The 22,558-nt window shown below is 33.5% G+C and carries 15 protein-coding genes; 14 read left to right on the top strand and 1 reads right to left on the bottom strand.

All coding sequences use genetic code 11. The annotated features are described in order from the left end of the window. Positions 1-40: 40 nt before the first annotated feature. On the bottom strand, positions 41-2,032 hold the full coding sequence (locus tag ACQRC6_RS02530) for a urocanate hydratase (protein ID WP_427847665.1): 1,992 nt from the start codon (positions 2,030-2,032) through the stop codon (positions 41-43). Positions 2,033-2,443: 411 nt separating this feature from the next. Between ACQRC6_RS02530 and hutI the strand changes: the two genes are divergently transcribed. From hutI to ACQRC6_RS02460, 14 genes are all read left to right on the top strand, one after another. Continuing rightward, the gene (hutI, locus tag ACQRC6_RS02525; RefSeq protein WP_427847590.1) at positions 2,444-3,709 is read left to right on the top strand and encodes an imidazolonepropionase; all 1,266 of its coding nucleotides are present in this window, start codon (positions 2,444-2,446) and stop codon (positions 3,707-3,709) included. Positions 3,710-4,149: 440 nt separating this feature from the next. Beyond that, positions 4,150-5,685: a Na+/H+ antiporter NhaC gene (gene nhaC, locus ACQRC6_RS02520; RefSeq protein ID WP_427847589.1), complete on the top strand. Its 1,536-nt coding sequence runs from the start codon at positions 4,150-4,152 to the stop codon at positions 5,683-5,685. Positions 5,686-5,733: 48 nt separating this feature from the next. Next, positions 5,734-6,261: a hypothetical protein gene (locus ACQRC6_RS02515; RefSeq protein WP_427847588.1), complete on the top strand. Its 528-nt coding sequence runs from the start codon at positions 5,734-5,736 to the stop codon at positions 6,259-6,261. Positions 6,262-6,640: 379 nt separating this feature from the next. After that, positions 6,641-8,020, top strand: coding sequence for a Na+/H+ antiporter family protein (locus tag ACQRC6_RS02510; RefSeq protein WP_427847587.1), 1,380 nt, complete (start codon positions 6,641-6,643; stop codon positions 8,018-8,020). Between the two features lie 230 nt (positions 8,021-8,250). Beyond that, positions 8,251-9,852, top strand: a complete 1,602-nt coding sequence (locus ACQRC6_RS02505) for a gamma-glutamyltransferase family protein (RefSeq protein ID WP_427847586.1) — start codon at positions 8,251-8,253, stop codon at positions 9,850-9,852. A gap of 11 nt (positions 9,853-9,863) precedes the next feature. Beyond that, on the top strand, positions 9,864-11,855 hold the full coding sequence (uvrB, locus tag ACQRC6_RS02500; RefSeq protein ID WP_427847585.1) for an excinuclease ABC subunit UvrB: 1,992 nt from the start codon (positions 9,864-9,866) through the stop codon (positions 11,853-11,855). 12 nt (positions 11,856-11,867) lie between these two features. After that, positions 11,868-14,684 (top strand): excinuclease ABC subunit UvrA, encoded by a 2,817-nt coding sequence (gene uvrA / locus ACQRC6_RS02495; RefSeq protein WP_427847584.1) that lies wholly within the window; start codon positions 11,868-11,870, stop codon positions 14,682-14,684. Between the two features lies 1 nt (position 14,685). Next, entirely contained in the window at positions 14,686-15,495 is an 810-nt protein-coding gene (locus tag ACQRC6_RS02490; RefSeq protein ID WP_427847583.1) for a L,D-transpeptidase, read from the top strand. 109 nt (positions 15,496-15,604) lie between these two features. Next, positions 15,605-16,459, top strand: coding sequence for a transporter substrate-binding domain-containing protein (locus ACQRC6_RS02485; RefSeq protein WP_427847582.1), 855 nt, complete (start codon positions 15,605-15,607; stop codon positions 16,457-16,459). A gap of 45 nt (positions 16,460-16,504) precedes the next feature. Next, positions 16,505-17,197 (top strand): amino acid ABC transporter permease, encoded by a 693-nt coding sequence (locus ACQRC6_RS02480; RefSeq protein WP_427847581.1) that lies wholly within the window; start codon positions 16,505-16,507, stop codon positions 17,195-17,197. Then, entirely contained in the window at positions 17,190-17,912 is a 723-nt protein-coding gene (locus tag ACQRC6_RS02475; protein ID WP_427847580.1) for an amino acid ABC transporter ATP-binding protein, read from the top strand. Before ACQRC6_RS02480 ends, ACQRC6_RS02475 begins: the two co-directional genes overlap by 8 nt. Positions 17,913-18,361: 449 nt before the next feature. After that, complete coding sequence (gene hutH, locus ACQRC6_RS02470) at positions 18,362-19,900, top strand: histidine ammonia-lyase (protein ID WP_427847579.1); 1,539 nt, start codon at positions 18,362-18,364, stop codon at positions 19,898-19,900. A gap of 70 nt (positions 19,901-19,970) precedes the next feature. Beyond that, positions 19,971-20,864 carry a glutamate formimidoyltransferase gene (ftcD, locus tag ACQRC6_RS02465; RefSeq protein WP_427847578.1) on the top strand — a complete coding sequence of 298 codons (894 nt, stop codon included), beginning with the start codon at positions 19,971-19,973 and terminating at the stop codon, positions 20,862-20,864. 8 nt (positions 20,865-20,872) lie between these two features. Further along, the gene (locus tag ACQRC6_RS02460; protein WP_427847577.1) at positions 20,873-22,552 is read left to right on the top strand and encodes a formate--tetrahydrofolate ligase; all 1,680 of its coding nucleotides are present in this window, start codon (positions 20,873-20,875) and stop codon (positions 22,550-22,552) included. Positions 22,553-22,558: the final 6 nt, after the last annotated feature.

Below are 22,558 nucleotides of genomic sequence, written 5' to 3'. Positions count from 1 at the left end.
TTTATTTGGGACTTTTGCAATATCCCATTTTTATTTAAATTTAGTCAATGTTAAGTGCGTCAACAGCATTGTCAATTAATTCATCTTTTACAAGATAAGGAATTGTAATGTGTCCGTATTTATTGTCTTTATTAAATTCTTTAGTTACTTCGATTGCGTGATCATTTCTAGCCCAGTTACGTCTAGCAACACCACTCATTACGTCCCAAGTAAGTGAAAGCTTGATGATTTCGTCAACCATTTCAGATCCGTCAAGAACTAGACCAAATCCACCATTGATTGATTTACCAATACCAACTCCACCACCGTTATGAAGAGCAACAAGTGACATACCTCTAGCACAGTTTCCTGCAAAACATTGAGTAGCCATGTCAGCCATTACATTTGAACCGTCTTTGATATTAGAAGTTTCTCTAAATGGAGAGTCTGTACCAGATACATCGTGGTGGTCACGACCCATCATAACAGGACCAATTTTTCCTTCTCTAACAAGTTCGTTGAATTTAAGAGCAATGTCAACTCTACCCTTAGCATCTTGGTAAAGGATTCTTGCTTGAGTTCCAACTACTAATTGGTTCTTTTCAGCATCTCTAATCCAGATGTAGTTATCCATATCTTGATATCTTCTGTCTTTATCTATACATTCCATTGCAGCGTGGTCAGTTGCAATTAAGTCTTCGTGTTTACCACTTAGGCAAACCCATCTAAATGGTCCATATCCATAGTCAAATAGAAGTGGTCCCATAATGTCTTCTACATAAGAAGGCCAAATAAATCCGTCTTTGTCATCTTTGCCATTTTTAGAAATTTCTTTAACTCCAGAATCGTAAATAGCTTTTAAGAAAGAGTTACCATAATCAAAGAAGTAAGTTCCCTTATCAGTAAGATTTTTAATAACTTCAAAGTGTTCTTTAAGAGTCTTATCAACAAGTTCGCGGAATTTTTTGATGTCAGTTCTTAATAATTCAGTTCTTTCTTCAAAAGTAATACCTACTGGACAATATCCGCCATTGTATACATTATGGCAAGAAGTTTGGTCAGAAAGTAGGTCAATGTGGATGTTATTTTTATCCATATAGTGAAGAAGATCAACAATATTTCCGTGGAAGGCAATTGAAAGAGCTTCTTTCTTTTCAAGAGCGGCTTTAGCAAGTTCGCAAGCTTCTTCAGGAGATTCAGCGAGCTTCTTAATCCATCCTTGTTCAAGTCTAGTTTCTATTCTTGAAATGTCAACTTCAGCTATTATAGAAACAGCACCAGCGATGTCTCCAGCTTTACCTTGAGCACCACTCATTCCACCAAGTCCAGATGAAACGAATAATTTTCCAGCTAAGTTATCTTTTTCGCTAAGACCTAATTTTAGTCTACCAGCGTTTAATATAGTGTTGTAAGTTCCGTGAACAATACCTTGTGGTCCAATGTACATCCAACCACCAGCAGTCATTTGTCCGTAGTTAGCAACGCCCATTTCTTCTGCAATTTCCCAATCGTCAAGATTGTCATATTCACCAACCATAAGTCCATTAGTGATTATAACTCTTGGAGAATTTTTTCTTGATTTAAATAGCCCAAGTGGGTGTCCAGATTCCATTACAAGAGTTTCGTCATCGTGCATAATTTCAAGATATTGCTTAATTAAATTATATTGCATCCAGTCGTGACAAACTGAACCAGTTTCTCCATAAGTAACAAGTTCGTATGGATAAAGGGCAACATCAAAGTCTAGGTTGTTATCAATCATTACTTGGAAAGCTTTTCCAGCTAAGCAATTTCCTTTATATTCGTCAATTGGTTTACCGTAAATTCTTCCTTCTGGTCTAAATCTGTATCCGTAGATTCTTCCTCTAGTAGTAAGTTCCTCTAAAAATTCAGGAATTAGTTCTTCGTGATATTCTTCTGGGATATATCTTAGGGCATTTCTAAGGGCAATTTTAGTTTGGTCCTTTGAAAGTCTAAATCCTCTATCGGGAGCTCTCCTAATTCCTTGTTCAAAAGATTTTTTTTCTGGAAGGTTTGTAATTTGTACCTTCATGATCTTTTGAACTTCTGCGTTATGATTATTTATCACTTTTATCAACCTCCATTTATAAGTCATTATAAATTAAAACTTTTAAAATGTAAATACATAGGGAAATTAATTTCCTAAAAAAATAAAAATTACTAATAAATTCAATAAAAATAGAGAAATTTATTATTTAAAGCATATAGAGCAACTAAAAACTAAATTAACAATGGACAAGTTTATCAAGATAAATCAAAAAAATAAAACCTTTGCAAGAATTTGACGATTGATTATATTGATTTATAATAAAATATATTAAAGTTAAAATACAAACATTTTAAATTTTAAAGTTCATAAAATTTTGAGAAATAGTTTTTCTTTATTTTAAAATTAACTAGGGTATAATAAAAATACGATGTTTGTAAAATAAAAGGAGGATTTATGAAAGCGGATAAATTATTAATTAATCTAAATCAAGTTTTTTCGCCTAAGGATATTGGCAGACCTTTAAGAGGCGAAGAAATGAATGAAGCTGATATTTTGGAAAATGCTTATATTGCAATTAAAGATGGGAAAATCTTAGAAGTTGGCGAAGGCAAGGGCTACGAGAAACTAAAAGACGACAATACGGAAATAATTGATCTTAAAGGAAAAGTTGCAACTCCAGGTCTTATTGACGCTCACACTCACTTAGTATATGGCGGAAGTCGTGAAAATGAATTTGCAATGAAGCTTAATGGAATGGAATATCTTGAAATTCTTGAAGCAGGTGGTGGTATTCTTTCTACATTAAAGGCAACTGAATCTGCAAGTTTTGATGAACTTTATGACAAGACAAGAGACTTACTTGAACATATGCTAGTTCACGGAGTAACTACTGTTGAAGCAAAAAGTGGATATGGAATTACTCTTGAAACTGAGCTTAAAGAACTTGAAGTTCTTGAAAAGCTAAACAAAGACTTCCCAATAGAACTTGTGAGAACTTTTATGGCAGCTCACGTAATTCATGAAAAATATAAAGACAATTCTGACGAATATGTTGACGTTGTAATAGACATGATGCCAGAAGTTGCAAAAAGAAATCTTGCAGAATTTTGTGATGTATTTTGTGAAAAGGGAGTATTCACTGCTAAGCAATCTGAAAGAATTTTAGAAGCTGCAAAAAAACAAGGTTTTAAATTAAGAATTCACTCTGATGAAATTGAAAATATTGGTGGAGTAGATGTTGCTGCAAAAGTTGGAGCTGTTTCTGCTGAACATTTAATGGTAGTAGATGAAAAAGAAATTGAAACACTTTCAAAAGCAAATGTAATTGGAAACTTGCTTCCAGGAACAACTTTCTCACTAATGCTTGACACTTATGCTCCGGCAAGAAAAATGCTCGACAAGGGAATGGCTATTACACTTTGTACAGACTCAAATCCAGGATCTTGTCCTACGGCAAATTTACAATTCATTATGCAACTTGGTTGCCTAGAAATGAAATTAACTCCAATTGAAGTATTTAACGCAGTAACTATTAATGCTGCATATTCAGTTGATAGAGCAAAGACTATTGGCTCTTTTGACAAGGGAAAGAGAGCAAATATAACAATTTTTGATGCTCATAATATTGACTATACACTTTACTTCTTTGCGACAAATTTGTGTAAACAAGTTTATATAGATGGAGAACTTGTAGTAGAAGATAGAAAATTAGTTAAATAATTCTTGTAGAAGTATAATTTATAAAATGCAGGTGGAAAATTCTACTTGCATTTTTCATTTAATAAGATAGAAATTCAAATTTTTCTAAAATTTATAAATATGTTGTCTGAAATTTTATTTTCTCAAAAATCATTATAAAAATTCAATTATTTAATACTTTTAATCAAAGCGTTAGGGAACGTAAATAAAACAATTTTTCACAAACAAAATTATTGCATATGGTAATGAGTTATCATGTAACGATATTAATAAATTGTATTTTTTTTAGTAATTATGCCGTTTTTTTAATTAATTGATTGACTTGTTTATTAATCAGAGTTAAAATTCACTTAGAAAACATTTTCAACGATACAAAAATTTTTAAAGATTGTATCGTAGGCATATTAAAAATTTTTATGCAAAGTTAATATGCTTTAATGATATGTCGAGGAGGTATTTATATGAAGAACGATGGTCAAAAGACTGTTAGACTACCTAGTTTTGTTGAGGCATTCTTGCCAATCATTACAATGGTTTGTTTAATGGTATATGTTTTCAACTTTAGTGACGAAAAATATGACGCAGCTCATATGCCACTAATCATTGCAATTTGTGTTGCATGTGGAGTTGGAGCAGCATGTGGACGCAGTTTTTCTGAAATGCTAGAAGGCATGATCGAAAGACTTACAGCTACTCTTGAAGCAATTTTAATTTTACTTACAGTAGGTCTTTTAATTTCATCTTTCATGATTTCAGGAACAATCCCTGCAGTTATTTATTATGGATTGAGATTACTTACACCACAATTATTTCTACCTGTAGGTTGTATACTTATAGCAATTGTTTCACTAGCTTGTGGTTCATCATGGACAGCAACGGGTACAATTGGTATTGCTTTTATGACAATAGGCGTTGGCCTAGGAATTAACCCTGCACTTACAGCTGGTATGGTAATTTCTGGAGCATATGTTGGAGATAAATTCTCTCCACTATCTGATACTACAAACCTTGCAGCTGGTGTTTCAAATACTGGATTATTTGATCACGTAACGGCTATGGTTTCTACTACGGGACCTGTATTTTTAATTTCACTTATTATATACGCAATTCTTGGATCAAGAATTAATGTTGTAAATTATGACCCTACAATTGCACAAGGTATTGAAGAGGCACTTGCAGCTAACTTTAACTTAAACCCACTTGTACTTCTACCAATAATCGTAATTGTTGTAGTATGTATTCTAAGAGTTCCTGGACTTCCAGGAGTTATTATCTCAGTTATAACTGGTGTAATATTTGCAGTTATTTTCCAAGGACAACATAATGTTGCAGATATCTTTAGTATTCTTCACTATGGACCATCTATTGAAACTGGAAACGAATTTGTAGATAAGGCTCTTGCTAAGGGCGGCATGGACCATCAAATGTGGACAATCAACTTAATTTTACTTGCAGTGTCCTTCGGTGGTGCTCTTGAAAAATGTGGTACTGTTGAAAGAATCTTTGGAAACATTAAACATAAAATCAATTCTGTTGGAGGACTTGTTTTGGCTACAATGCTTACATCCATTTTCTGTGATGCAGCAATGTGTGATCAATTCTTAGGAATTGGCGTTCCTGCTCCACTTTATGATGACAAATATGATGAACTTGGACTTGCAAGAAATATGCTTTCAAGAACACTTGAAGACGCTGGTACACTTTGGGCGTGTATGTTCCCTTGGACAGCTTGTGGAGCTTACCAAAGTGGCGTACTTGGAATGAATCCATTTGTATATTTCAGATTTGCATTTGTTAACTTACTAAACCCAATTTATGCTTGCGTAACTGCATATATGGGCAGAAATATCTTCTGGGCTGACGGTGCTTACACAAATATTTTTGGCAAAACTGTTATGAAGAAAGCTGCTGCAGCTCCTGAAGAAGCACATAAATATGCTGTTTCTCAACTTGAAAAATTAAGGACTGAAGGAAAAGCACCAAAGGTTACAGCTTAATTAGCTAATAAAAATTAATAGATTAAAAATTTAGAAAGAAGTGATTATGTGTCAGATATAAAATTACCTTGGGATGATGACAGCGAAGCAATTAAATATGTATATGTTAATCCTAGAAAAAAGTTTTCTGAAAAATATGCCTACATAATCACTTCTATTTTGATTTTGTTAGGTATTTTCACAAAGTATAGGCTTACAGTTGTTCTTGCGGCACTTCTACTTTTATCGTTGCTAACTAAAAGATATGTGGCAGCAAGTGCAAAGGGACTTGAAATGTACACAGATATGAAGATTACAAAGACCTATAACATTTGGGATTGGTCAGAAATTGAGGCAATTACTTATGAGAAAAAACATGAACAGCCTAATTTGATACTTTTGTATTTCACAAAGGGAGATGTTACAAAAAGATTTTTCTTTTCTGAAGAAGATAAAGAAAGAGTTTTTGAACTAGCTCGCAAACACAATAAAAAGATAAAAATTTACGATGCTTGGGAATACAAACAAAATCTCAAGAAATTTAAAAAAGAAATGAAAATTTCTAACAGAATAAGTCGCAAAAATAAAAAGAAATAGTTTTTATTTCCCAAATATTTAAAATCAAAAGACGAGAGTAAATCTTGTCTTTTTTTTGTCTAAATTTAAGTTTTCTTAAAAATTTAAAAAGTCGCAATAAAGATTGAACTTTAAAGATAATATTAAAGGACATTATTAATAATTATATATACTTAATTTATTCCACAAATATATTTATTTATAAAAGTAGAGATTTACAGAGAAAGTTGCAAATAATAAAATTGGGAAAACAACATACAAAGTAACGATTTATCATGGTAAATAGATATTTAGTATTTTTGGTATCATAGAATATATTTTATATTCTTACAATAACTCATTGACAAAAATAAATTATTATGAGATAATTAAGAAAACATTTTCATAAAGGAGGAATAATATGTTATTATTTAACCCCGTAGTAGTATCCGTATTACTACTTGTAGTATTATGTATGTTTAAATTAAATGTACTACTTTCTTTACTTGTTGCAGGTCTTGTTGCAGGTCTTGTTGCAGGAATGCCAATATGGGTTTTTGAACAAGGAACTTGGCAAGCAAATATTTTAGGTAATTTGCCAGGATTTGGCACTGAAGGCGACGGAATTATATCAACTATAATCGGCGGCATGGGCACAATGGCAGAAACAGCGCTTGCCTATATATTAATTGGTATGTTCGCTTATGCAATTGGTAAATCAGGACTTATAACTATACTTGCTCAAAAAATTTCTAAAATTGTAGGAAAAAATAAATTTTATTTAATTTTCTTAATAGCATTTATATCTATATTTTCTCAAAACCTTTTACCAGTGCATATTTCCTTTATACCTATTCTAATTCCACCACTTCTAGGACTTATGAATAAGTTAAAGATTGATAGACGTGCTGTTGCCTCAGCTCTTTGCTTTGGATTAAAAGCACCTTATATTTCTATCCCAGCAGGATTCGGACTTATATTCCACAAAATCATCGCGTCAAATATGACAGATGCAGGCATGCCTACAACTGTGGCAGACACACAAAAGGTAATGTGGATTGGTGGACTTTCCATGTTAATTGGTTTAATCTTTGTTGTATTTGTTCTCTATGGAAAGGACAGAGAATATAAAGACGTAGAAATCCCAGGTGTTGTTCCGCTAGATGCAGAAGTTCACATGACACCGCAAGCTTGGGGTGCTCTTGTAGCAGCTCTTGCAATGCTTATTGCACAAATCATAACTAAAAGTTTACCATTCTCAGCTTTAGTTGGTATTATTTTCTTGCTAATCACTCGTTCTATTAAATGGAAAGAGATTGACGAAATGGTCGATGGTGGACTTGATTTAATGGCATTTATTGCTTTTGTAATGTTAATTGCAGGTGGATATGCAAATGTTCTTAATACATCAGGCGCAGTAGTTCACTTGGTAAATGATACAGCTGCACTAATGGATGGTGCATCTCTTGTAGTTTCAGCAATTGTTCTTTTAGCAATTGGTCTTGTAATTACAATGGGAATAGGTACTTCCTTTGGAACTATTCCTGTAGTTGCTGCAATTTATGTTCCATTAGCACAACAATTAGGATTTAGTAAGGCAGCTATTATTTTATTAATAGGTATAGCGGCAGCTCTTGGAGATGCAGGTTCACCAGCTTCAGATTCAACTATGGGACCTACTTCAGGACTTAATGCGGATGGTCAACATGATCACATTTGGGACACTTGCGTTCCAACATTTATAGCCTTTGACATATTCCTAGTTATTGGCGGAGTTATTGGCGCAGTAGTACTATCATAAAATTAAATTTTTAGGGAATTAACTTCCTTATTATTAACTATTAAAGATTAAAAGTGATGTTGCAAAATAGAATTCTATTTTGTTCATCACTTTTTTTATTAATTATTTATTCTTTTGTAAATATGTAAAAGTTGAATTATTTTACGATTAATTATAGAATTATCTTTAGTTAAATAATATAAGTTGGAAGCTACAAATTTTATTTGTTATAGAATATTTGAGGTAAAAAAATGAATTTTGATTATAATGATTATCCTCACCCTTCAACGAGAAGAGTGATTTTTGGGAAAAATGGAATGGTTGCTACATCATCTCCCTATGCAACAAGTGCAGGCGCAAAAATTTTACTTGATGGTGGGAATGCAATTGATGCTGCTTTAGCAATTTCCATGACGCTACCAGTTGTTGAACCAACTGGAAATGGTCTTGGTTCTGATATGTTTGCAATTATTTACTTTGAAGGGAAACTTTATGCAATGAATGCAAGTGGTAGAAGTCCAAAGAGTATTTCTATTAATGCGTTGAAAAATAAAGGACATAGCAAGATGCCAAACTGTGGTGTAAATGTAATTAACACACCGGGACTAATTGGCGGAGCAATGAAACTTTATAGTGACTTTGCAACAATGCCAATTGAAAAAATTTTTGAACCTGGAATTTCTTATGCGGAAGAGGGATTTGCAGTAACTCCACAAATTGCAAAGCTTTGGAAAGAAAGCGTAGAAAAATATAAAAAATTAGATAGAGATGAGTTCAAGGAATTTTTTAAAACTTTTACGATTGATAAAAGAGCGCCAAGGGCTGGAGAAGTTTTTAAATGTCCAGAAATGGCAGAGACTTTAAGAGAAATCCGTGACACAAAGGGAGATTCTTTTTATAGGGGAAGTATTGCGGAAAAAATTTCAAAAGAAGTAGAAAGGCTTGGAGGTTTTTTAAGTGCAGAGGACTTAAAAAATTTTGAGCCTAAATATGTGGATCCAATTTCAACAAATTACAGGGGAATAGATGTATGGGAGATACCTCCAAATGGTCATGGAATTTCTGTTTTAATGGCACTAAATATTTTAAGTAAAATGGAAATAAAAGATAGAAGTGATGTGTCAACTATTCACAAAATTATTGAGGCTATAAAGATATCTTTAACTGATGCAAAAACTTTTGTGGCAGATAAAGATTTTATGAAGATAAAAATAGAAGAGCTTTTATCAGATGAATATGCAGGAAAAAGGCGAAAGGATATAGAAGATTTTGCAATTTTGCCAAAATCCTATGCAATAAAATCATCGGATACAGTATATTTTGCAACTGCGGATAAATTTGGAAACATGGTCTCCATGATTCAGTCAAATTATTCGGACTTTGGTTCAGGAATAGTTGTGCCAAAAACTGGCATTGCACTAAATAATCGCCTGGAAAATTTTTATTTTGAAGAAGGACTTGCAAATTCTCTTGAAGGAGGAAAGCTTCCTTATCATACAATTATTCCAGGATTTTTGACAAAGGATGGTAAAGCTCTTGGAGCTTTTGGGATAATGGGAGCTTTTATGCAGCCACAAGCTCATGTACAAGTTCTTATGAATATGATTGATTTTGACTTAAATCCACAAGCTGCACTTGATGCACCGAGAATTATGTGGATTAATGATAAAAAAATTGATGTTGAATGCGACTTTGATAGTGATATAATTGATGGTCTAAAGAAACTAGGACATGATGTGAATGTAGTAAGCGATTTTAAAGACATGGGTCGTGGACAAATTATTTTGAAAAAAGATGATGTATATATTGGTGGAACAGAAAAAAGGACGGACTCCAATATTTTTGCTTTTTAGAAGGTGATTAAGTGAAATTTAAAATTCATTCGGATTATAAGCCAACGGGAGATCAGCCTCAGGCGATAGATAAATTAGTTGAAGGTATAAAAAGGGGATATAAGCACCAAAATCTTTTGGGAGTTACTGGGTCTGGCAAGACTTTTACCATGGCAAATGTAATTGAAAGAGTGCAAAAACCAACTCTTGTCATTGCACATAATAAAACTCTTGCCTCCCAACTTTGTTCTGAATTAAAGGAATTTTTTCCGGAAAATGCTGTGGAATTTTTCGTATCCTACTATGACTATTATCAGCCAGAGGCTTATGTGCCGGGTACAGATACTTTTATAGAGAAGGATTCTTCTATAAACGATGAGATAGATAAACTTCGCCACTCTGCAACTATGGCACTTTTCGAGAGAAAAGATGTAATTATTGTTGCGTCAGTTTCCTGCATTTATGGTTTGGGAGATCCAATTGATTACGAAAAACTTGCCATTTCACTTAGACCGGGAATGATAAAAGATAGAAATGATGTAATGAGTAAACTCGTCGATATTCAATATGTAAGAAATGATTATGAATTTAAGCGTGGAACTTTTAGGGTTCGTGGAGATATTTTAGACATTTTTCCGGCAGCTTCATCTGAAAATTCAATTCGTGTTGAATTTTTTGGAGATGAAATAGATAGAATTACGGAAGTAAATGCTCTAACTGGTCAAGTAATTGCATACTTAAATCACGCCTATATCACTCCTGCATCTCACTTTGCAACTTCAGAAGAAAAGGTAAAAAAGGCAATTGTAACAATAGAAGAGGAGCTTGAAGAAAGATTAAAGGTTTTAAAGGATCAAGAAAAACTTTTGGAAGCACAAAGACTTGAACAAAGAACTAGATACGATTTGGAGATGCTTTCTGAAATGGGATTTTGCTCGGGAATAGAAAATTATTCTAGACATCTTTCTGGAAGAGCTCCAGGTTCAAGACCTTACACTTTAATAGACTATTTTCCAAAGGATTTTTTGACCATAATAGATGAATCTCACCAAACTATTCCTCAAATTAGAGGAATGTTTAACGGGGACAGATCTCGTAAAGAAACTCTTGTAGAATATGGATTTAGACTTCCTTCTGCTCTTGACAACAGACCTCTTAGGTTTGAGGAATTTGAAGAGATGATGCACCAATGCGTTTATGTTTCTGCAACTCCAGGACCCTATGAGCTTGAACATACTGAGCAACAAGTAGAACAAATTATTAGACCTACTGGACTTCTTGATCCGTTAATTGAAGTTAGACCAATAAAAAATCAAATTGATGACATAATAAATGAAATAAATGAAGCTATCGAGAGAAAGGAAAGAGTTTTAATTACAACTCTCACTAAGAGAATGTCCGAAGATTTATCGAGACATTTAAAAGAAATTGGGTATAATGTAACCTACATGCACTCTGATATTGATACTTTAGAGAGAATGAAAATTATTAGAGATTTAAGACTTGGAAAAGTGGACGTCCTTGTTGGGATTAATCTTCTTAGAGAAGGGCTTGACCTCCCAGAAGTTTCAAGAGTTTGTATACTTGACGCAGATAAGGAAGGTTTCCTTCGTTCTGTAACTTCTCTTATTCAGACAACAGGTCGAGCTGCAAGAAATGCAGGTGGAAAAGTTATAATGTATGCCGATAATATTACCCAATCAATGAGGATAACAATAGATGAAACTTCTAGAAGGAGAAAAATCCAAGAAGAGTACAACAAGGAGCATAACATAACTCCAAAGACAATAGTAAAAAGTGTGCGTGAAGTAATAAATACAACTATTGCAGCAGAAGATGTTGTGGACTTTAAAAATATTAAAGATCAAGAAGATGAATTTACAAAAGATGAAATTGATGGAATGATCAATGCTTTAAAGCCTGAAATGTATAGGGCGGCAGAGGAATTAGACTTTGAAAAAGCCGCTGAAATAAGGGATAAGATAAAAGATTTAAGAGAAAAGAAAAAGACTGCCCTTCTTTAATGAGGTGTTATATTGAAAGATGAAATAATAGTAAAGGGAGCGAGAGTCAACAATTTAAAAAATGTTGATTTGAAGATCCCAAGAAATAAGTTTGTAGTTTTCACTGGACTTTCTGGCTCAGGGAAGTCATCACTTGCCTTTGACACAATTTATGCTGAAGGTCAGAGGAGATATATTGAGTCATTGTCTTCCTATGCGAGACAATTTTTGGGACAAATGGATAAACCAGAAGTGGACTATATAGAGGGAATGAGTCCATCAATTTCCATTGACCAAAAGACTACATCAAAAAACCCAAGGTCAACTGTGGGTACAGTTACAGAAATTTACGATTACCTAAGATTGCTCTATGCAAGAGTAGGACATGCCTATTGTCCTGAATGTGGCAAGGAAATTTCCTCCTATACAATTGACCAAATGGTTGATGAAATTATGAAATTAGATGAAAGAACTAAAATTCAAATTCTTTCACCAGTTGTAAGGCATAGAAAGGGACAACACAAAAAAGTTTTTGAAAAGATAAAAAAAGAAGGCTTTTTAAGAGTAATTGTCGATGGAGAAATGTATGATATTTCTGAAGAATTTGAATTGGATAAAAATAAAAACCACGACATAGAAATTGTTGTCGATAGAATTATTATAAAGGAAAAAATTGAGTCCAGACTTGCGGATTCACTTGAAATTGCAACAAATTTAAGCGACGGCATTGCAAAAATAAATGTAATTGATGGGGAAGATTTAATTTTCTCAACAAAATTTGCCTGCCCCCACTGCAATATTATAATAGAAGAAGTTACTCCAAGGTCCTTTTCCTTTAACTCGCCTCTTGGTGCTTGTGACGAGTGTAAAGGGCTTGGATTTTCTAAGGAAGTTTCAAGGGACTTAGTAATTCCCAATAAGGAACTTTCAATAGATGAAGGAGCCATTGCTTGTTATTCAAACTCCAAGGGAACTTATTATTATGAAATAATTTCTGGAATTGCAAAGAAGTTTAAATTTTCAACGAAGGAACCAATAAAAAATGCACCAGAAGAATTTTTAGATGCAATATTTAATGGTTATAGTGGTAAATTGAGCTTTTCTTTTAATTCATTTTTTTCGGGAGAAAAGAAATACTCTGGAGGTTTTGAAGGAATTTTAAAAAATTTAAAGAGGAGATATACGGAGTCAAGTTCGGACAAAATGCTCGATAGAATAGATGAATTTTTGGAAGAAGTGCCTTGTCCAAAATGCCATGGAACAAGACTTAAAGCTTCTTCTCTTGCCATAAAAGTTGGCGGATTAAATATTTTTGAACTTACAGAACTTTCTATTGACAAAGCATTGCAATTTTTCGAAAATATAAAACTCACAAAAAACGAAATGATTATTGCCGAAGAATTATTGAAGGAGATAAAATCACGACTTGAATTTTTGATAAATGTTGGTCTTGAATATTTATCACTTTCACGAATGGCAGGAACTCTTTCTGGAGGAGAAGCTCAAAGAATTAGGCTAGCAACACAAATTGGTTCACAGCTCGTAGGAGTTATTTACGTGCTTGACGAGCCAAGCATAGGTCTTCATCAAAGGGATAATGCAAAACTTTTGAAATCACTGAGAAATTTGACGGATATAGGAAATACTTTAATAGTTGTAGAGCACGATGAAGACACGATGTTTGCTGCCGATGAAATTGTGGATATTGGGCCACTTGCAGGAGTAAATGGTGGAAGAATAGTTGCACAAGGGACAGCTGAAGAAATTATGAAAGTGGAGGAATCAATTACTGGAGCCTATTTAAGTGGTAGAAGGAAAATTGAAGTTCCAAAAGTGAGAAGAAAGTCCAATGGCAAAACAATAAAGGTAATTGGTGCGCGTGAAAATAATTTAAAAAATATTGACGTGGAATTTCCTCTTGGCGAATTTATTTGCGTAACTGGAGTTTCTGGGTCAGGCAAGTCCTCACTTGTAAATGAAATTTTGTATAAAAGTCTTGCACAAAAAATAAATAAATCAAGAATAAAACCTGGAAAACACGAAAGAATTGAGGGATTGGAGAATATTGACAAAATTGTAGACATCGACCAATCTCCAATAGGAAGAACGCCGAGATCAAATCCTGCCACATACACGGGTGCTTTTGATATAATAAGAGATATTTTTGCAAGTACTAATGAAGCAAAGATGCACGGATACAAAAAGGGAAGATTTTCTTTTAATGTAAAGGGCGGAAGATGTGAAGCTTGTAAAGGTGACGGAATATTAAAAGTTGAAATGCATTTTTTATCTGACGTATATGTTCCATGTGAAGTTTGTCATGGAAAGAGATACAATCGTGAAACTCTTGAAGTTAAGTACAAGGGCAAAAATATTTACGATGTGCTTGATATGACAGTAGAAGAAGCCATTGACTATTTTCAAAATCACGAGAGAGTGTTGCGAAAACTGGAAACTCTAAGAGATGTAGGATTATCTTATATTAAGCTTGGACAAAGCTCTACACTTTTATCAGGTGGAGAGGCACAAAGAATTAAACTTGCAACAGAGCTTTCTAAGAGGGCTACGGGAAGAACTCTTTACATTTTAGATGAGCCAACAACTGGTCTTCACTCTGAAGATATAAATAAACTTATAAAAGTTTTAGAGGAACTTGTAGACAGAGGTAACACTGTAATTACAATTGAACATAATTTAGATGTAATTAAATGCGCTGACTACATTATAGATCTTGGACCTGAAGGCGGAGAAGGTGGAGGAGAGGTTATATTTACTGGAACACCTGAAGAGATTATAAAATGTAAAAATTCATATACTGGAGAATTCTTAAAAAGTAAATTGGAGGTTTAATTTGAATAAAATTAAAAAAATTGGAATTTTTATTTTAGCTGCAAGTCTATTGCTAAATTTTGTATTTGCAAAGGGCTTTGTTAGACAAAATAATTTTATGGATAAAAGTGGCGTGGAAAAAAGAGATGAATTAAAAAGATGGCAAGCTAGCATGAATTTGCCAGTTACTGGAAGCCTTAATGAAAAAACTAAAAAAGCTTTATACACTGAAAATTATGAAGCTTACGACATGATTGCCAATCCACCTACTAAGGGAAAGTGGATTGCAATAAATAAATCTAGGAGAACTCTCACAATGTATAAGGGCGACAAGTCCATTGGAAAATATCCTGTAACTTTAGGAACAAATGCCACGCCGACACCATCAGCTAAGGGGAAAATTCAAAATATGCATAAAAATCCAGCGTGGGGTGGAATGAATGGAAAATACCAATCTGCAAAGGCGGATGACCCCAACAATCCTTTAGGAGAAAGATGGATGGGTTTAAGTATTCCTGGAGCAAGTGGATATGGAATTCATGGAAATATTAAACCCAATCAAATTGGCGGTTATTATTCCAATGGTTGCATAAGAATGTTTAACTACGATGTAGAAAACTATGTGTTTCCAAATATGTATATAGGTGCACCAGTTTGGATAGGAACAGATAATGAACTTGAAAGTTGGGGAGTTTATCAATATTCAAGAGTTAAAAAAGAAGTCATAAATCCACCGACAGAACAAAAGCCTAAAGAAGAGAAAAAAACTATAAAAGAAAATCCAGTTCAATCAATAGAAAATATTCCAGCACAGGACCTTTTAGAATTTTAATTAAATAAAGTAATGAAAACAATTGAAAATGAACTGTTTTTGAGTTATAATGTTTTTTAAAATCAAAGCGAGAGCTTTAAAGAACTATTTATGAAAAATCGGAGGACTTATGAAAAAGAAAATTTTTAATATTGCAATTATAGCAATGACAGTTTTATTTTTATTTGGATGTGGAAAAAAAGAAGAAAAAAAGTCAGAAACAAAGGAAACGATAAAAGTTGAAGTGGCAACTACTGGACCTACAGTTGATGCCATTAAAGAAAAGGGCAAAATAGTTCTTGGAACTTCAGCAGATTTTCCACCAATGGAATGGACATCTTTCCAAGATGGTTCAGAAAAATATCAAGGTGTGGATATTGCACTTGCACAAGCAATTGCTGATTCACTTGGAGTTAAGCTTGAAGTAAAAAATATGGCTTTCGAAGGACTTCTTGGTTCTCTTAAAGCTGGAGATGTGGACATGGTTCTTGCAGGAATGGGCGCAGATGACGAAAGAAAGAAACAAGTTGACTTTTCTGACGAATACTCAAAGGGTAAACAAGTTTTACTAGTAACAGAAGAAAACAAAGATAAATTTAAAACTTTTGATGATTTAAATGGAAAAATTATTGGCACACAGCTTGGTTCACTTCAACAAAAATTTGCGACAGAAAAGTTTGGAGACAACTGCAAGGGATTCGATTTAAATAATGTAATCATTGAACAACTTAAAAACAAATCAATTGATGCAGCTTTCTTATCTGAACTTCCAGCAAAACAATTTGCTTCAATAACAGATGGACTTGTTATTATAGATAATTTAGGAATTCCAGATGAAAGTGGATTTGCAGTAGCTGTAAAAAAGGGCAATGACGATTTAACGAAAGCTGTTAACGAAGTTATTAAAGGATTAAAAGATTCAGGCCAAATGGAAAAGTGGTTTGATGAGTATATTGAACTATCTAACAAAGAAGCTATTAAATAGTAATTAAATATTCCCTGCATTTTGTGGGGAATTTTTAATTTTAAAATGGAAAGGGATAATATGGGAATTATAGCAAAACAATTTGCTTTCGCAAGTAGATATCTTCCTACCTATTTAAATGGAGCAGTAACCACAATTAAACTTTCAATAATTGGAGTTCTCTTAGGTTTTACCATTGGAATAATACTTGCACTAATGAAGATATCAAAAATAAAAATATTAAATATACTTTCGAGTATCTATATAGAAATCGTAAGAGGAACGCCAATGCTAGTACAAATTATGATTGTATATTTTGGACTAAAAAAAATAATACCAGAACAATTTACACTTTTAACTGCACCGATGTTTTTATGTTCATTATCAATAAGTTTAAACTCAGCTGCCTATGTTGCAGAAATTATAAGATCTGGTATATCTTCAGTTGACTCTGGACAAATGGAAGCGGCAAGATCACTTGGACTAAATAAAAAACAAGCGATGATAAAAGTAATAATGCCACAAGCAATAAAAAATATATTGCCTGCACTCGTAAATGAATTTATAACGCTTATTAAGGAGTCTTCAATAACTTACACAGTTGGAGTTGGAGAATTGATGTACGCAGGGAAGAGCATATCTTCAGCTACGTTTGAACTTGTAAGACCTTTTATATTTGCAGCTTGCATTTACTTTATAATGACCTTTAGCTTGTCTAAGGCAATGGGACTTTTGGAAAGGAGACTTGCAAATGATTAAGGTAGAAAATTTGACTAAATCTTTTGGAAAACTTGAAGTCCTAAAGGGAATAAATCAAGTAATAGAAGATGGCGAAGTAGTAGTTGTGATAGGACCATCAGGTTCAGGCAAATCAACTTTTCTTAGATGTTTAAATCTTTTAGAAGAGCCAACAAGTGGCAAAATTTTTGTTGACCATGAAGAAATCACTTCAAAGAATATTGATATAAATAAAGTTCGTGAAGAAATGGGAATGGTATTCCAATCCTTTAATTTATTCAACAATTTAAACATAATTGACAACATAACTCTTGCACCAACTCTCGTAAAGAAAATTGAAAAAGAGGAAGCAGAAAAAAAGGCAATGGAACTCTTAGAAAGTGTTGGACTTCCAGATAAAAGAGATTCTTACCCAAAGTCCTTATCTGGAGGACAAAAACAAAGAATTGCAATTGCAAGAGCACTTGCGATGAATCCAAAAGTAATGCTTTTTGACGAACCCACATCTGCCCTTGATCCAGAAATGGTAGGAGAAGTTCTTGACATAATGAAAGACCTTGCAAAAAAAGGGATGACCATGGTAGTTGTAACTCACGAAATGGGATTTGCGAGAGAAGTCGGCGATAGAATTTTATTCATGGACGATGGTTACATTGTCGAAGAAGGAAGCCCGGAAGAAGTTTTTGGCAATCCAAAAAATGAAAGAACTCAAAATTTTTTAGCAAAGGTGCTTTAAAAATTTTTATGAAAATGACTCAGTTTGTTGAGTCATTTTTTATTGTAATAGTTTTCAAAAAATTAAACCAATACAATTCATAGATAAAAATAAATGAAAATAAAGCATTTTAAATTTTTTAAAATTATTTTTTGAAATGTAAATTTTCGTTATAAATATTGATTGGGTATTGTTTCAAGCGAGAAATCAGAGGAGCATATTACTTAAAAAAAGAGATAAAACATTGTACTTTTTATGATAAAAGAGTTTAATTTTATGTAAAATTATTGACAATGATTTATATTTGGAATAGAATCATGGTAGAAAACATTTGCAAGTAATTAAACTTGCTTGTGGAAGGAAATTTTTTATAGTAACTGCTTTTCAAAGGATGACATAATCTTCATCTTTATATTTTCTTTTGAATTAGTAAGTAAAATGTAATGAATTTAAAGAAAGGGAGTACAATTATGAACAAAGTAGTATTAACAGGTAATGATCTAGGCCTAGAACAATTAGTAGCCGTGACGAGAAATCACGTAAAGGCTGAAATTGATGAAAAGGCAATCGCCGATGTAAAAAAATCAAGAAAATACGTAGAAGAAATTGTAGAAGAAGAAAGAGTAGTATATGGAATCAACACAGGATTTGGTTCTCTTTCAAGAGTAAGCATCTCTAAAGAAGATTCAGCTCAACTTCAAGAAAATATTATTAGAACTCACGCTTCTGGATTTGGCAATCCACTTCCTGAAGACGAAGTAAGAGCAGTTATGCTTATTAGAATTAACTCATTGTTAAAGGGAGTTTCAGGTATTAGACTTTCTACTATTGAATTACTTCTTGAAATGTTAAATAGAAATGTTGTTCCATTTATTCCTGAAAAAGGATCTCTTGGCGCATCTGGAGACTTAGCACCACTTGCACACATGGTTCTTCCAATGCTTGGACTTGGCAAAGCATATTATGAGGGAGAACTTCTTCCAGGCAAAGAAGCTATGCAAAAAGCTGGTCTTGAGCCAATTGCACTTGCAGCAAAAGAAGGTCTTGCACTAATCAATGGTACTACAGTTCTTACTGCAACTGGAGCACTTGCACTTTACGATGCACTTCAACTTTCTAAGATTGCTGACATCGCAGGAGCAATGTCCTGTGAATCTTCAAGAGGAATTATCGACGCATTCTGGGAAGAACTTCACACAATTAGACCACACGCTGGTTCATTAAAGACTGCTGAAAATTTAAGAAATATTCTTGAAGGTTCAACTTATGTAACTCACACTGCTGAACTTAGAGTTCAAGATGCTTATACATTTAGATGTATGCCACAAGTTCACGGAGCTTCTAAAGATACTCTTGAATATGTTAAAGAAAAAGTTGAAATTGAACTTAACTCTGCAACTGACAACCCAATTATCACTCACGATGGCAAAGTAATTTCTGGCGGTAATTTCCATGGAGAATTAATGGCTCAACCATTTGACTTCTTAGCAATTGCAGTTTCTGAACTTGGCAATATTTCTGAAAGAAGAATTGAAAGAATGGTTAACACTACACTTTCTGGAATGCCTTCATTCCTAGTTAAACACCCAGGACTTAATTCCGGATTTATGATTACTCAATACGCTGCAGCTGCATTAGCATCTGAAAACAAAACACTATCTCACCCAGCAAGCGTTGACTCTATAACATCTTGTGAAAACCAAGAAGATTTCGTTTCTATGGGTAATTGGGGTTCAAGAAAAGCAAGAGAAGTTGTTAAAAATACTGCAAGAATTTTAACTACTGAACTTATGATAGCAGCTCAAGCTCTTGACTTCAGAATGGAAATGGAAGATAACAAATTTGAACTTGGTAAAGGTACAAAAGTTGCTCACGATGTAATTAGAAATAAAGTAGCATTTATCGAAGAAGATTCTAAGATTGAAATTTACGAAGAACTTGAAAAAGCTCAAGAATTAGTTAATTCCGGAAAACTTCTTGAGGAAGTAGAAAAAGTAGTAGAACTTTAATAATTAAGAAACATCATATATAATATGTAAGGTAAGAAAAAAGTTTAAATAACATATAGGAGGAAATCATTTGAAAAGAGTAATGTGTATTCCAAACTATTCTGAAGGTAGAGACCTTAAGAAAGTTGAACAAATTACAGAATGCTTTAGAGCAAAGGAAAATGTTAAATTAATCGATTATCAACCAGATGCTGACCACAATAGACTAGTTGTTGAAGTAATTGGAGAACCAGAAGCAGTTATAGATGCAGTTATTGAATCTGTAAAAGTTGCTACTGAAATTATTGATATGTCAAAACACAAGGGAGCTCACCCAAGAATGGGAGCTGTTGACGTTGTACCTTTCGTTCCTGTAACTGAATGTACTACTGAAGAATGTGTTGAATATGCTAAAAAAGTTGGTAAAGCAATTGGCGATATGGGAATTCCTGTTTATCTATATGAAGATGCAGCTTCCACTCCAGAAAGAAAAAATCTAGCAAAAGTTAGAAAAGGACAATACGAAGGATTCTTCGAAAAAATTAAGGAAGAAGAATGGAAACCAGACTTTGGCCCTCAAGAAATGAATGTAAAATCAGGAGCTACTGCTGTTGCAGCAAGATTCCATTTAGTTGCATTCAACGTTAACTTAAACACTAGTGACTTAGCTATTGCTGATAAAATTGCAAAAACTGTTCGTCACATTGGTGGAGGACTTAGATTTGTTAAGGCTATTGGACTTGAACTTGAAGAAAAAGGTCAAACTCAAGTATCAATGAATCTAGTAAACTTTGAAAAAACTGCAATTTATCAAGCTCTTGAAATGGTAAAATCAGAAGCTAAGAGATACGGCGTAACTGTTGTCAACACTGAACTTATTGGACTTCTTCCACTACAAGCTCTAGTTGATTCAGCAGCTTACTATATGCAAATTGAAGGATTCAAACAAGAACAAGTTCTTGAAACATTATTAATTGAGGAGTAATTAAATATATGGCATTTAAAACAGACATACAAATAGCTGATGAAGCAACAATGCTTCCTATTGAAGAAGTTGCTGCTAAAATTGGTTTTGAAAAAGACGATTTAGAACAATATGGAAAATATAAAGCAAAAATATCTTGGGAAGCTATCAAAAGAATTGATAAAGAAAATGAATACGGAAAACTAATTTTAGTTTCCGCAATTAGCCCAACACCAGCTGGCGAAGGTAAATCAACAGTTTCTATTGGACTTACTCAAGGCCTTAATAGAATTGGAAAAAAATCTGCAGTAGCACTTAGAGAACCATCCCTTGGACCAGTATTTGGAGTTAAAGGTGGAGCTGCAGGTGGCGGATATTCACAAGTAGTTCCAATGGAAGATATTAACTTGCACTTTACTGGAGATCTTCATGCAATGACAGCTGCAAATAACCTTATTTCAGCTTGCATAGATAACCATATTCACCAAGGCAATGCTCTAAGAATTGATGCAAGACAAATTACTTGGAATAGAGTTCTTGATATGAACGACAGATCTCTTAGAAATGTAGTTATTTCTCTTGGCAAGAAAGCTGATGGTTTCCCTAGAGAAGACCACTTCATGATAACCGTTGCATCTGAAATAATGGCTGTTCTTTGTCTTTCAGAAAACATAGAAGACTTAAAAAATAGAATAGCAAAAATGATAATTGGATACAACCTTGATGGAGATCCTGTTACAGTTGCAGATCTAGAAATCCAAGGAGCAGTTGCAATGCTTCTTAAAGATGCATTAAAACCAAACCTAGTTCAAACTCTTGAAAACACACCTGCCTTTATTCATGGTGGACCTTTCGCAAATATTGCTCATGGATGTAACTCAATATTAGCTACAAAACTTGCACTAAACACAAGTGATTACGCTGTTACAGAAGCAGGTTTCGGTGCTGACCTTGGTGCAGAAAAATTCATGGACATAAAATGTAGAATGTCTGGCCTTTCTCCAGATGCAGTAGTTATAGTAGCTACAATTAAAGCTCTTAAAATGCACGGTGGAGTAGACAAAAAAGAACTAAAGACTGAAAATATTGAAGCACTTGAAAAGGGATTTGCTAATTTAAGACGTCATGTTGAAAATGTCAAAAAATTTGGCGTACCAGCTATTATTGCAATCAACAAATTTGCTGATGACACAGAAGCTGAAATAGCAAAATTAGAAGAACTTTGTAAAGAACTTGGAGTTAGAATTTCACTTTGCGAATGTTTCGAAAAAGGTGGAGAAGGAGCAGAAGATTTAGCTAAACAAGTTGTTGAATTAATCGACGAAGAAAAAGCTGATTTCAAACCTATTTACGATGAAAATGACAGCATAGTTGACAAAGTAAATACAATTGTTAAAGAAATTTATAGAGGTAGACAAGCTAAATTTACTACTGCCGCTAAAAAACAAGTTAAAAAACTTGAAGAACTTGGACTTGATAAACTTCCTATTTGTGTAGCTAAGACACAATTCTCATTTACAGATGATAAAAACATAATGGGAGCACCTACTGACTTTGATATAGAAATACAAGATGTAAGAGTTTCAGCAGGAGCAGGATTTATAGTTGTTCAAACATCTAACATTATGGTAATGCCTGGACTTCCAAAGGTACCAGCAGCCAATAAAATGGATATAGATAATGACGGAGTTATCACTGGATTATTCTAGGAGGAA

The organism is Peptoniphilus sp. SGI.035 (assembly GCF_050315115.1).
GTDB lineage: Bacteria > Bacillota > Clostridia > Tissierellales > Peptoniphilaceae > Peptoniphilus_A.
Note: the sequence above shows the minus strand (reverse complement) of the source record. Positions and strands in the feature narration are given on the sequence as shown.